Here is an 11,916-nt window from a genome sequence, read left to right as displayed (position 1 = left end):
ATGACATTTTTAGAGTGTATCGACTATAAGATAAACACAGGAGAATGCTGGCATAGCGCTACTCCCTTTATTTAGAATGAATGATAACGGGCGCAGGCTTGCCGCTCTTGATGGCAGCCATGAGCAGTGGTTGGGGTAGGGGAGAGATAAAAGGTAGATTTTGCTTGCTTAACGGCTGCAGGCTCCTTATAATAAGTGGCGTTTTATTTTGGTTAAAAGGTAACACCTGTAGAGTGAGTCATTCACGGATAAAAAGGCTGCGAGTATTTCTGCTGTCTTATCCCAATGCTATAAGGCTATAGGCGTACCATGACCAAACCTGCCAAACGCACCCAAAAAGACAAGATTGGTATTTATATCAAACGCCAAGCCTGGTTGTTATTTATCTTGATCATTGTCGCTTGGATGATAGATATAAGCTGGCTACATAGTCAGCTCATCATCGCAAAGAGCACCGCAATCGGTGCACTACTGAGCTTTATCACACAGGCTGTATTTGCTTTTTTTGTTTTTTGGTACACCGGATATCGCGCGCGCAGACACATTGTCAGCCTGCTATATCGAGGTCAGATGGCCAAATGGCTATTGACTGTTTTTGGTTTCGCACTAATTTTTATTACCGTACAACCCCTATCTGCGCCAGCGCTGTTTATCGGTTTTATGGTAATGCAAATTAGTCACAGTTGGATGTTGTGGCACATACGCTAGTGCTGGTAGCTCATGATGGTATCGATGATGATCTATCTGTGAAGGTTACTGATTAAATAGTACTAGGCAAGTCACCCTGCCGTCCAATTTCTCTATGACTGATTCTATAAAGTCAAAAAATGACATGTGCTTTATTTCTATTGATATGACTTTTATCGATAGGAATATAAAGATAGCGATATAGGCGACGAAGATTCATTGATAAGCGCAAAATGACGATGAAAACAACACAACGTCTTAATAAGCTTTGGGTTTAGTATTAAATATTTCTACCCAGCAAATGAAGCAAACCTATACGACTAAAGGTCAGTGGCCGCTAACTTATTCATACAGTGGATAAAAAAGTCATAATTGACTTTACACGAATACAACGCTGCATTAATATAGGCAGCGAAATATTTTGCTTATAAGCGCCGAATTGAGCGATAGCTACAAAAATGTGGCAGTAAGCAAGCACATATATAATAATTTTGCGTATACATGCAAGGGCTATTACTGAATTATCATAAGCCCTTTTTTGATAGCTAAAATTTAACTTACGCCATCAAACATCGCATCGTAATAGAACTATGGGTTGGATGTTATTGGTTACATGAGTGCTTTGGTTTGTTCTATATATTTGCTTAGTCGCAACATACATAGAAAGACCACACCTCATCAGATGACAACCATATTTTTGGTAGTTGATTAAATCGTTGATTAATAAGAAGCTTACATTATGGCATCCGAGCAAACATCATCAGAATATATCTCTCACCACTTAACGAATTGGACGTACGGTTATCTGCCGGGCGAGGGCTGGAAAGTCGCTCATACTGCTGAAGAGGCAGCGCAAATGGGCTTTAACGCTATCCATCTTGATTCTATGCTATGGTCAATTGGTCTGGGTATTTTATTTTGTGCCATCTTTTGGATGGTTGCCAAAAAAGTCACCTCAGGCGTGCCAAGCAAGACGCAAGCAGCGGTTGAGATGATCGTTGAGTTTGTTGATAACAACGTTCGTGATTCTTATAGTGGTACCTCAAAATTGATCGCGCCTTTGGCGTTGACTATTTTTGTTTGGATCTTCTTGATGAACTTGATGGATTTGATCCCTGTTGATTTCATTCCAGGTCTAGCTGGCCAAGTTGGCGCTGCTATGGGTCATGATCCCCATCATGTTTTCTTTAAGATTGTTCCAACGACTGATCCTAATATCACGCTTGGCATGTCGTTCTCTGTCTTTGCACTGATTATCTTTTACAGCATTAAAGAAAAAGGCGTGGGCGGTTTTATTGGTGAGCTAACGCTACACCCATTTAGTGCCAAAAACCCAATCGTACAAGTGATTTTGATCCCCATCAACTTCATCCTAGAAGCAGTTACTCTGATAGCCAAACCTGTATCACTTGGTTTGCGTCTATTCGGTAACATGTATGCTGGGGAATTGATTTTCATACTGATTGCTCTAATGCCGTTTTGGATTCAATGGGCGTTATCGGTACCGTGGGCTATCTTCCACATCTTAGTTATTACACTTCAAGCGTTCGTATTCATGATGCTGACGATAGTTTATATGTCGCTTGCATCATCAACTGAACATTAATTAGACATTCAATAGGTAAATGAGGATACATCAATGGATCCAGTATTAGGTGGTTACACAGTTATCGCAGTAGCGCTACTTATCGGTCTTGGCGCACTTGGCACAGGTATTGGTTTTGCTATTCTAGGTGGTAAATTCTTAGAAGGCGTTGCACGCCAGCCAGAGCTTGGCTCACAGTTGCAAACTCGTATGTTCATCGTAGCAGGTCTTCTTGATGCTATTCCGATGATCGGTGTTGGTATTGCTATGCTGTTGTTGTTCGCTAACCCTCTAGCAGGTTAATCCGAAAGCTCAGTTGTAAGTGTTTGGTATTCAAAGATTTATTATCCAATATAGTCAAGATTTGACTGCCAAACATGATCAATGAAACTGATTTTTCATTAACAAAGAGGTGATCACGTGAATATCAATTTTACCCTCGTCGGTCAAGCCATTGCTTTTGCAATATTTGTGATTTTTTGCATGAAATTCGTGTGGCCACCACTTATCGGGGCCATTAATGAGCGTCAGCGTAAAATAGCTGAAGGCTTGAATGCCGCAGAAAAAGCAAAAGCAGACTTGGCGACCGCAGAGCAAGATGCCCAGCAGGAGCTTGATCTTGCGAAGACTAAAGCCGCGGCTTTAATCGAGCAAGCCAATAAGAGTGCCAACCAGCTTGTTGAAGATGCAAAAGCGCAAGCGCAAGCAGAAGGTGAGCGCATTCGCCAACAAGCACAAGCATCTATCGACCAAGAAATCAATCAAGCGCGTGAATCATTGCGTGCGCAAGTTGCTGAACTGGCTGTACTTGGTGCTGAGAAGATTTTGCAAGACAAAGTCGATGAGCAAAAACATGCCAGTATGTTAGACCAACTGGCGGCGAAGCTGTAATTGTGAGGATATCATGGCTGACTTATCAACCTTAGCACGACCGTACGCTAAAGCCGCGTTTGACTATGCCAACGAAAATGGTGTGGTAAATGAGTGGGAAAATTTCTTATTTATTGCCAGCCGCGTTGTCAATGACAAGTCGTTCAGTACTTGGCTGGACAATCCAGCTGTTTCTGCTGAGCATAAGTCAGCTGCTTTGGTCGATCTTTATGATACACAAGTAGCGGGTTCTAATGACTCTGCTTTTAAGCAGCTATTAGATAAGAACCGGGGTGCTCAACCAAGCGCTGACACCAGCTATCCTAAAGTATCAGTAGCACTTAGTAACTTCGTTAAACAGTTATCAGAACAAGAGCGTCTGGCGCTGCTTCCTGAAGTTTATGAGCATTATCGCCGTCACAAGGCCATAAGCTTAAAGCAGCTTGACGCATATGTGACCTCTGCCTATCCATTGACCGACGCCCAGCGTGAAACGATTCAAAAACGTCTTGCTGCCTCGTTAAATGCGAGTGTGGTGATTCACGAGTCGGTCGATCCAAGTCTATTGGCAGGCGCTACGATCAAAGTCGGTGACAAAATCATTGATGATTCGATGCGCGGCAAGTTACAACAGTTAAAAACACAGCTAACTGCCTAATGCCACTCAGTAGCGCAGCCAAATAAAATCTGCGTGAGCGTAAGAGCATTTAAGTCAGTGGGCGGGTTATCATAAATTAAAGGAAACAAGGCAATGCAACAATTGAATCCAGCGGAAATCAGTAACCTGATTAAGCAGCGTATTCAAGACCTTGATGCGGGTGCAACTGCAAAGAATGAAGGCACGATTGTCAAAGTATCTGACGGTATCGTGCAGATTCATGGTCTTGAAGATGCCATGTACGGCGAAATGATTGAGTTTGAAGGCGAAATCTATGGAATGGCGCTTAACTTAGAGCGTGATTCTGTCGGCGCGGTAGTACTTGGTGATTACCTAAAGCTGCAAGAAGGTCAAAAAGCCTATTGTACTGGTCGTATCCTTGAAGTACCAGTAGGTCCTGAGCTGCTAGGCCGTGTTGTTGACGCCTTGGGTAATCCTATTGATGGCAAAGGTCCTATCGATGCCAAAATGACTGATAAAGTCGAAAAAATCGCTCCAGGCGTTATCGACCGTCAATCAGTCGATCAGCCAGTGATGACCGGTTATAAAGCCGTTGATACCATGATCCCAATCGGTCGTGGCCAGCGTGAGCTTATCATTGGTGACCGTCAGACGGGTAAAACAGCCATGGCCATCGATGCGATCATCGCCCAGAAAGCTTCTGGCATCAAGTGTGTGTACGTCGCAGTCGGTCAGAAACGCTCTACTATTGCCAACGTCGTACGTAAGCTTGAGCAAACTGGTGCGCTAGAATATACCACTGTTGTAGTCGCTTCGGCATCAGAGCCAGCAGCACTACAGTACCTTGCACCATACTCAGGCTGTACGATGGGTGAGTACTTCCGTGATCGCGGTGAAGACGCCCTAATTGTCTTTGATGACTTATCAAAGCAAGCGGTTGCGTATCGTCAGATTTCACTATTGCTACGTCGTCCGCCAGGTCGTGAAGCATACCCAGGTGATGTATTCTACTTACACTCACGCTTACTTGAGCGTGCATCACGCGTCAACGCTGATTACGTAGAAAAGTTCACTAACGGTGAAGTGAAAGGTAAAACCGGTTCTTTGACCGCTCTACCAATCATCGAAACCCAAGCTGGTGACGTATCTGCATTCGTACCAACCAACGTGATCTCAATCACTGATGGTCAGATCTTCCTAGAGTCTAGCTTATTCGCCTCAGGTATCCGTCCAGCAGTCAACGCTGGTATCTCAGTATCTCGTGTTGGTGGTTCTGCGCAGACTAAGATCATCAAAAAGCTCTCTGGTGGTATTCGTACCGCACTGGCTCAGTATCGTGAACTAGCAGCATTTGCTCAGTTTGCCTCTGATCTTGATGATGCGACTCGTGAACAGCTTGATCATGGTGAGCGCGTGACTGAACTGATGAAACAAAAACAGTATCAGCCAATGTCAATCTCTGAGCAAGCAGCGGTTATCTATGCGTCAAACGAAGGCTTTTTAGCTGATGTGCCAGTTGAAAAGATTGGTGATTTTGAAGAAGCCTACTTACGCTATATGCATGATGAGCAAAGTGAATTGATGCGCGAGATTGATGACACTGCGAACTACAACGATGATATCGCAGGTCGTTTAAAGTCAGCAGTACAGACTTTTAAACAAAATCACAGTTATTAATTTAATGGGTTAAGCCGATCTGGTGATGACTGATCGTTTAAAAAGTGGCGCGTTGTCTGATACGCTTTTTGCTAAGACAAAAGCGCCACTGTCTTAACCACCGTCGGTATTAGATCGCGTTATGCACAAAATATTGCCTTTTTTAAAGGTGAGTGTTTATCAAATGCTGCATGCGCCAATGCTTTTTAACCCTCTTATATTGGAATCATTATGGCAAGCTTAAAAGAGATACGTGCCAAAGTCACCAGTATTAAAAGCACCCAGAAAATCACTCGTGCCATGCAAATGGTAGCAGCGAGTAAGATGCGCCGTGCTCAAGAGCGCATGGAAGTGGGTCGCCCGTATGCTGATAGTATGCGCCGGGTTATTTCACATTTGGTGCATGCCTCATCAGACTACAAACATCCGTATATGGTATCGCGTCCAGTCAATAAGGTTGGCTATATTGTCATCACCTCTGACCGTGGCCTAGCGGGTGGTTTGAATATTAACTTATTCAAAGCTTTAACTAAAAGTATCCAAGATTATCAAGATCAGTCAGTACAAGCTGAGTTTGCAGTCATCGGTGCCAAAGGTGTCAGCTTCTTCAAAAACTTTGGTGGTAATGTTACATCGGCTGTGACCGATTATGGTGACAAACCGACGTTTGAGCAATTAAATGCACCAGTTCAGGCCATGCTTGAGGACTACAGTAACGGTAAACTTGACCGTATTTATGTCGTCTACAACCGATTCGTCAATGCGATGACTCAGAAGCCAACGGTTAATCAGTTGGTGCCTCTACCAGAGCAGTCATTTGATGATGAAGACAGTGGTCTACAGACAGAACTTAGCTGGGATTATATCTACGAGCCTGATATCAAAACATTGATTGATGAATTGCTTGGTCGCTATATCGAGTCGATTGTTTATCAAGCGGTAATGGAAAACATTGCCTCCGAGCAGTCTTCACGTATGGTTGCGATGAAAGCGGCAACAGATAATGCTGGTGACCTTATTAACGATTTACAGTTGGTTTATAACAAGCTGCGTCAAGCGGCGATTACCCGAGAAATCTCGGAAATCGTTGGCGGTGCTGCTGCTGTTTCATAATTGACTACACCTATATATAGAAGTTCAAGGAGAACGCAATGAGTAGCGGTCGTATTGTACAGATTATTGGCGCGGTTCTTGACGTTGAGTTCAACCGTAATGAAGTTCCTCAAATTTTTGATGCCTTGCAAGTAGATGGTACCGAAACCACCCTAGAAGTGCAGCAACAGCTAGGTGATGGTATCGTACGTACTATTGCGATGGGATCAACTGAAGGCCTAAAGCGTAACTTACCTGTTACTAATACTGGTGCACCGATTTCTGTGCCTGTTGGTACTGGTACGCTAGGTCGCATCATGGATGTTCTTGGTCGTCCTATCGATGAAGAAGGTCCTGTTACTGCTGACGAGAAATGGTCTATCCACCGTGAAGCACCAAGTTATGCTGAGCAATCAAACAGCACTGAGCTGCTAGAGACGGGTATTAAAGTTATCGATCTACTTTGCCCGTTTGCTAAAGGTGGTAAAGTTGGTCTGTTCGGTGGTGCTGGTGTTGGTAAAACCGTTAACATGATGGAGCTGATCAACAACATCGCTCTGAAACATTCAGGTTTGTCCGTGTTTGCTGGTGTTGGTGAGCGTACTCGTGAAGGTAATGACTTCTATCACGAAATGCAGGAAGCTGGCGTTGTAAACACCGAAGACTTTAGTAAATCTAAAGTTGCGATGGTATACGGCCAGATGAATGAGCCACCAGGTAACCGTCTACGTGTTGCACTGACGGGTCTGACCATGGCTGAGTACTTCCGTGACACCAAAGATCCTGCCACTGGTAAAGGTCGTGACGTACTGCTATTTGTTGATAACATCTACCGTTATACACTAGCCGGTACTGAAGTATCAGCACTACTTGGTCGTATGCCATCAGCGGTTGGTTATCAGCCAACACTCGCTGAAGAGATGGGTCTGCTGCAAGAGCGTATTACTTCAACGCAATCAGGCTCTATCACTTCAGTGCAAGCCGTCTATGTACCAGCGGATGACTTGACGGATCCATCACCAGCAACGACGTTTGCTCACTTGGATGCGACAGTCGTACTAAGCCGTGACATCGCCTCACAAGGTATCTATCCTGCGGTTGATCCACTAGATTCAACCTCACGTCAGCTAGATCCACAAGTCATCGGTGAAGAGCACTATAACGTCGCTCGCGGTGTGCAAGAAGTGTTGCAGCGCTATAAAGAGCTAAAAGACATCATCGCCATCCTAGGTATGGACGAGTTGTCAGAAGAAGACAAACTGGTTGTTTATCGCGCTCGTAAGATCCAGCGCTTCTTATCTCAGCCATTCCATGTTGCCGAAGTCTTTACTGGTGCGCCTGGTAAATATGTACCACTACGCGATACCATTGCCAGCTTTAAAGCAATCATCGCTGGTGAATACGATGACCTACCAGAGCAAGCGTTCTACATGGCTGGTAGCATCGAAGAAGTAGTGGCCAAAGCAGAAAAAATGAAATCTACTGCAGCGTAAGTTGCGTTAGCAATTGCTAAAAGGCAAGTGGGCTACTATCTGTCTACTTGCCAGTAGATAACGCATCGCAGTTTTGATTGAGTTTTGATCGTAAGGAGTTAAATATGGCAACGTTACAATGTCGCGTCGTAAGTGCTCGTGAGGAGTTGTATTCGGGCGAGATCAGCATGCTAATAGCTACGGGTACCGAAGGCGAGATTGGTGTATTGCCAGGTCACACACCGCTTATTACTTTGCTAAAACCGGGTGCGATGCGCGTGCAAACACCAAACGGTGAAGAAGAAGTGATTTATGTTTCAGGTGGCGTTTTAGAAGTTCAGCCAAAGATGGTCACTGTACTGGCGGATACCGCCATGCGTGCACACAATCTTGATGAAAGTAAAATCATCGAAGCGCGTAAAAAAGCGGAGCAAATGCTGGTCAATCAGTCTGATACGGTTCAGACCAATGCCGCTTTGGCTTCTTTAGCAGAGTCTGTGGCACAGCTACAAACGATTCGTAAATATAAAAACCGCGCGTAAAGCAGAGTTTTGGTTAGATATTTTTAGCTTGGATCTTCAAGCAACAATAAGACAGTCCTTTATGGGCTGTTTTTTTATGTCTGTCATATATTCGGTATCAGCTAAAATCATATGACAAAAGTAATCAATATCGCGGTTTGCTGCTGACTTTATTAACAGAGATAAAAAGACACTGGCGACAATGAGAATATCTGGTTATATTAGAGACGATAATATGTAAATGCTGCGTGAGCGTTGAAAACATGATTGCTATTGTCATAGGTGCTGAGCGACGTGTAAACAGTGATGCGTCAATATCTATGCCAGTATTAAAGCGCTAAAAAAGTCTTTAAACCGTTAATTTGCATGGAAAAGGTGGAGTTTTTGGACGTAAACTAAAGTTTTAATCATTATAGTTTATAGGTTTTGTTACCGACTATAGGCTATAGTATAGGAAGCTGTACGTTTAATAGTATACTGTGCTACCAAGTTGTAACAGCTATACAAACATCAATCGTGCCACAATATGGTGCTATTAATTTTACCGCTCTTACTTTTACCGCTTTTAAATGAGATGTATTAGAGGATATAACAATGACAACGACTGAAGAAGACAACACCCCCCGAATCTTGATTGTTGAAGATGATGAGCGTCTGGCCATGTTGACCCAAGACTACTTGGTCAAAAATGGTCTAGAAGTCGCCATCGAAACCGATGGCAATCGTGCGATTCGCCGTATCGTCAACGAACAGCCTGATATGGTGGTGCTTGATGTCATGCTTCCTGGTAGCGATGGGTTGACAGTGTGCCGTGAAGTACGTCCCCATTACCAAAATCCAATTTTGATGCTGACCGCCCGTACTGAAGATATGGATCAAGTACTCGGCCTTGAGATGGGCGCGGATGATTATGTTGCCAAACCGGCGCAGCCACGCGTCCTACTTGCTCGTATTCGTGCGTTGCTACGTCGCTCAGAAAACGCGCCATCAGAAGATGTGCCACAGCGTTTAGAGTTTGGTGAGTTGGTCATCGATAATGGTGGTCGTTCAGTCACGCTTAGTGATGAGCTGGTAGATTTTACTAGCGCCGAATATGACCTATTATGGTTACTTGCATCGAATGCTGGTCGCATTTTATCGCGTGAAGATATTTTTGAGCGCCTGCGCGGTATTGAATATGATGGTCAAGATCGCTCCATTGATGTGCGTATCTCACGTATCCGTCCAAAAATCGGTGATGATCCAGAAAACCCAAAACGTATCAAGACTGTCCGTAGTAAAGGTTATCTGTTTGTTAAAGAAGGCAACTAATCAGCTCACATCTGAGTGAAGACAGATTGTCTCGCATTCTCACAAAAAAACCTCCGCTAAATTTTAATTTTTAAACTTAAATACAGCGTTATGTGGTTTAATTAAGCCATCATAATGTAGCAGCACTATGCTGGGTACTATCAGCGGATTTTATTTACTAAGTTGGTCACGGCACGTATGTCATTAGTTTCTTCTTTAAAACACAGTATTTTCGTTCGGATTTATGCCGGGCTGCTTATCGTTTGTTTATGCGTGGCCTTGTTCGCGCAGTTATTGATGGACACTATCAATAAAGAGCGGGTGCAGTCCTATCGAGAAACCATGGCCAAGGGGGCGTTTCATTTGGTCAGTGAAGGAATTGCGCATCAGGACAATGAGCAGCAGCGAGCGTATTGGTTATCAGATGCCAGTAGCTTGTTTGGCTCGACATTTAGTGTCATACCGATTGATAAAGTGGACTTCACCGCCAGCGAGCTACGCCGTCTTGAAAATGACAATACCGTGGTTCGTTATAACAATCAGCCGGTATATGCAGATGTTTATTATCGTCTGCCCGACAGCCAGAGCATCTTGACCGCGAGGGTATCACAGGTGACCGAACAGCAAGTGCGTGCTATTGCTGTGTTTTTGTTAGATGATTTGTCTTATCACATGACTTTATCGGATAAGCGTGCACGCCTCGCTGAGCTAGAAGACAAGTTTTCTTTTCCGCTTGCGTTTCAGGCGGTCAACACCCTCGATCTGGATTCTGATCAGATAGCGCGTTTGCGCCGTGATGAGGTGGTCATCTCTTTGCAGGATACCAACAGTAGTAAGAGCAACTCAGCGATCAGAGTGATAGTGCCCTCCGAAATCAATGACATGGCTATCTTGATCGGCCCGATTCCTTTGTTTAACTGGTTTCCGCTCAATCTGATCATCAGTATGATTTTGATCAGTATGTTCCTTATTAGTTTGGGTGTGTATGCGCTGATTTTTCCGCTTGAGCGTAAGCTACAACTGATACAAGTGGGCGTCAACGAAGTCAGTAAAGGCAATCTAGATATCCAAGTACAGGTCATTGGCCAAGATGAGATTGCGCGTTTGGCAGCGACATTTAACGCCATGACCTCACATATCAAGCGTTTGATTGAGTCACAGCGTGAGCTGACACGCGCGGTCTCGCATGAGCTGCGTACGCCTGTTGCCCGTATAAGGTTTGCCGTCGATATGCTGGCCGATACTGATGATGAGGACTCGCGATTTATGCAGCGTGACTATATCGATGAAGATATTGAGTCGCTAAATGGTTTGATTGACGAGATTTTGACGTACGCCAAGCTAGAAGAAGGCTCGCCAAAGCTTGATCTAGAGCCTGTCAATCTTCGAGAGCTGCTAGAGCAGGTCGAGCGCGAAACCAACGCGCTAGGTAAACCCATCAAGATAGTCACCAACTTGCCAAATGCAAAGGTGACCGCAATTGCCGATCGTCGCTATTTGCACCGCGTGATTCAGAACCTGGCAGGCAACGCTCTACGCTATGCAGAAACCACCATTATCATTAGTGCTGGCGTTAAAAAGGGCAATGCCTTTGTCAGTGTCGAAGATGACGGTCATGGCATCCCAGAAGAAGACCGCGAAAAGGTGTTTATCCCATTTTCGCGCTTGGATGACAGTCGCACCCGTGCATCGGGTGGCTATGGACTTGGTCTATCTATCGTTTCGCGCATTGCTTTTTGGTTTAACGGTAGTATGAAGGTAGATGAAAGCCGTGAGCTTGGCGGCGCAAGGTTTGTCATGACTTGGCCGATTAAGCCCTTGACACAGATATTGGCGGCAGATGAGTTGACGCAAGAAAGAAGTGAGCGTGATATTGAAAACCAATGATAAGCAAAGACAGCCAGTGATCAGCAGAGCAATAGTAGAGGAGGGCAAAGGATGCCATACTTATTTGGTGGGTTGGTGATAGTAAATGCGATTACCTTGGGGTATTATTTATTTGTGCAGCAGCCGAGTAGCACTCAGACCGTAGAGGCGGCCAAAGCGGAGATTACCCAGCCGCTGGCCTTTACCAATAGTGCTAAGCACATCCCGCCGGTGATTGGTAGCAAAGACTGAGATTTA

General features: G+C 44.5%; 12 protein-coding genes. All 12 read left to right on the top strand.

Annotated features, from left to right (window positions below; all coding sequences use genetic code 11):
* Positions 1-309 precede the first annotated feature (309 nt).
* The 12 genes from NK638_RS03740 (at position 310) to NK638_RS03685 (ending at position 11,910) form a co-directional block, all read left to right on the top strand.
* Positions 310-708, top strand: coding sequence for an ATP synthase subunit I (locus NK638_RS03740; RefSeq protein ID WP_274631990.1), 399 nt, complete (start codon positions 310-312; stop codon positions 706-708).
* A 718-nt stretch (positions 709-1,426) separates the two neighbouring features.
* Positions 1,427-2,293, top strand: coding sequence for a F0F1 ATP synthase subunit A (gene atpB / locus NK638_RS03735; RefSeq protein WP_192993458.1), 867 nt, complete (start codon positions 1,427-1,429; stop codon positions 2,291-2,293).
* A gap of 33 nt (positions 2,294-2,326) precedes the next feature.
* Positions 2,327-2,575, top strand: coding sequence for a F0F1 ATP synthase subunit C (gene atpE, locus NK638_RS03730; RefSeq protein WP_010197960.1), 249 nt, complete (start codon positions 2,327-2,329; stop codon positions 2,573-2,575).
* A 117-nt stretch (positions 2,576-2,692) separates the two neighbouring features.
* The gene (locus NK638_RS03725) at positions 2,693-3,163 is read left to right on the top strand and encodes a F0F1 ATP synthase subunit B (RefSeq protein ID WP_274631989.1); all 471 of its coding nucleotides are present in this window, start codon (positions 2,693-2,695) and stop codon (positions 3,161-3,163) included.
* Between the two features lie 13 nt (positions 3,164-3,176).
* Positions 3,177-3,800 (top strand): F0F1 ATP synthase subunit delta, encoded by a 624-nt coding sequence (locus NK638_RS03720; protein WP_198336749.1) that lies wholly within the window; start codon positions 3,177-3,179, stop codon positions 3,798-3,800.
* A gap of 93 nt (positions 3,801-3,893) precedes the next feature.
* Positions 3,894-5,438, top strand: a complete 1,545-nt coding sequence (gene atpA / locus NK638_RS03715; protein WP_274631988.1) for a F0F1 ATP synthase subunit alpha — start codon at positions 3,894-3,896, stop codon at positions 5,436-5,438.
* A 210-nt stretch (positions 5,439-5,648) separates the two neighbouring features.
* Positions 5,649-6,530, top strand: a complete 882-nt coding sequence (gene atpG, locus NK638_RS03710) for a F0F1 ATP synthase subunit gamma (RefSeq protein ID WP_071002802.1) — start codon at positions 5,649-5,651, stop codon at positions 6,528-6,530.
* Between the two features lie 38 nt (positions 6,531-6,568).
* A complete protein-coding gene (gene atpD / locus NK638_RS03705) occupies positions 6,569-8,002 on the top strand; it encodes a F0F1 ATP synthase subunit beta (protein ID WP_105244311.1) in 1,434 nt (477 codons plus the stop codon).
* Positions 8,003-8,106: 104 nt separating this feature from the next.
* The gene (locus NK638_RS03700) at positions 8,107-8,523 is read left to right on the top strand and encodes a F0F1 ATP synthase subunit epsilon (protein ID WP_075101883.1); all 417 of its coding nucleotides are present in this window, start codon (positions 8,107-8,109) and stop codon (positions 8,521-8,523) included.
* Positions 8,524-9,096: 573 nt separating this feature from the next.
* On the top strand, positions 9,097-9,813 hold the full coding sequence (locus NK638_RS03695) for a response regulator (RefSeq protein ID WP_071002805.1): 717 nt from the start codon (positions 9,097-9,099) through the stop codon (positions 9,811-9,813).
* A gap of 177 nt (positions 9,814-9,990) precedes the next feature.
* Positions 9,991-11,679, top strand: a complete 1,689-nt coding sequence (locus NK638_RS03690) for an ATP-binding protein (protein WP_274631987.1) — start codon at positions 9,991-9,993, stop codon at positions 11,677-11,679.
* A 51-nt stretch (positions 11,680-11,730) separates the two neighbouring features.
* Positions 11,731-11,910, top strand: a complete 180-nt coding sequence (locus NK638_RS03685) for a hypothetical protein (RefSeq protein WP_198336745.1) — start codon at positions 11,731-11,733, stop codon at positions 11,908-11,910.
* The last annotated feature ends 6 nt before the right edge of the window (positions 11,911-11,916 follow it).

Origin of the sequence: Psychrobacter sp. A3, from assembly GCF_028823565.1 — a bacterium.
In the GTDB taxonomy this organism is placed as follows: Bacteria; Pseudomonadota; Gammaproteobacteria; order Pseudomonadales; family Moraxellaceae; genus Psychrobacter; species Psychrobacter celer.
This window is presented reverse-complemented; position numbering and strand designations above follow the sequence as displayed.

What these genes read in the sequence shown, in the direction of transcription:
- NK638_RS03740 (WP_274631990.1), top strand. Translation starts at nt 310, where the DNA reads ATGACCAAACCTGCCAAACGCACCCAAAAAGACAAGATTGGTATTTAT.
- atpB (WP_192993458.1), top strand. Translation starts at nt 1,427, where the DNA reads ATGGCATCCGAGCAAACATCATCAGAATATATCTCTCACCACTTAACG.
- atpE (WP_010197960.1), top strand. Translation starts at nt 2,327, where the DNA reads ATGGATCCAGTATTAGGTGGTTACACAGTTATCGCAGTAGCGCTACTT.
- NK638_RS03720 (WP_198336749.1), top strand. Translation starts at nt 3,177, where the DNA reads ATGGCTGACTTATCAACCTTAGCACGACCGTACGCTAAAGCCGCGTTT.
- atpA (WP_274631988.1), top strand. Translation starts at nt 3,894, where the DNA reads ATGCAACAATTGAATCCAGCGGAAATCAGTAACCTGATTAAGCAGCGT.
- atpG (WP_071002802.1), top strand. Translation starts at nt 5,649, where the DNA reads ATGGCAAGCTTAAAAGAGATACGTGCCAAAGTCACCAGTATTAAAAGC.
- atpD (WP_105244311.1), top strand. Translation starts at nt 6,569, where the DNA reads ATGAGTAGCGGTCGTATTGTACAGATTATTGGCGCGGTTCTTGACGTT.
- NK638_RS03700 (WP_075101883.1), top strand. Translation starts at nt 8,107, where the DNA reads ATGGCAACGTTACAATGTCGCGTCGTAAGTGCTCGTGAGGAGTTGTAT.
- NK638_RS03695 (WP_071002805.1), top strand. Translation starts at nt 9,097, where the DNA reads ATGACAACGACTGAAGAAGACAACACCCCCCGAATCTTGATTGTTGAA.
- NK638_RS03690 (WP_274631987.1), top strand. Translation starts at nt 9,991, where the DNA reads ATGTCATTAGTTTCTTCTTTAAAACACAGTATTTTCGTTCGGATTTAT.
- NK638_RS03685 (WP_198336745.1), top strand. Translation starts at nt 11,731, where the DNA reads ATGCCATACTTATTTGGTGGGTTGGTGATAGTAAATGCGATTACCTTG.